The organism is Pseudomonas sp. SIMBA_068, assembly GCF_046534705.1.
Taxonomy (GTDB): Bacteria; Pseudomonadota; Gammaproteobacteria; order Pseudomonadales; family Pseudomonadaceae; genus Aquipseudomonas; species Aquipseudomonas putida.
The window spans coordinates 1-262 of sequence record NZ_JAWRYI010000786.1 but is presented as its reverse complement, the minus strand read 5'-3'; the positions used below and the strand labels follow the sequence as shown (position 1 = coordinate 262).

General features: G+C 48.9%; 1 protein-coding gene. It reads left to right on the top strand.

Features of this window, described 5'->3' with window-relative positions; translation table 11 throughout:
• Positions 1–61: 61 nt before the first annotated feature.
• A partial coding sequence (locus SB756_RS31445) for a hypothetical protein (RefSeq protein ID WP_410913419.1) occupies positions 62–262 on the top strand: 201 nt, incomplete at its 3' end.

The following is a 262-nucleotide window of genomic DNA, read 5'->3' as shown; positions in this document are numbered from 1 at the left end:
ACTATCTGGAGCTGGGGCTTCAGTAATTTCCAATCGACTTTTTGATGGCGAAGATTCGAAAATGACAACACAATCATTCATTCATTCCAACGCATTCAATTTCATGAGCTTTGTGCAGGGCGGCGTTGATGAGCGTACAGGGCAATACACGCTCAGTATCGAACTGCCTGAGCTTCCGAGTAATGCCTTGGTTGGCCCGAACCTGCCATTGCGCTTGAGCTTCAGCCCACTGAACAACGTCAATAGCGGCTTCGGTAAAGGC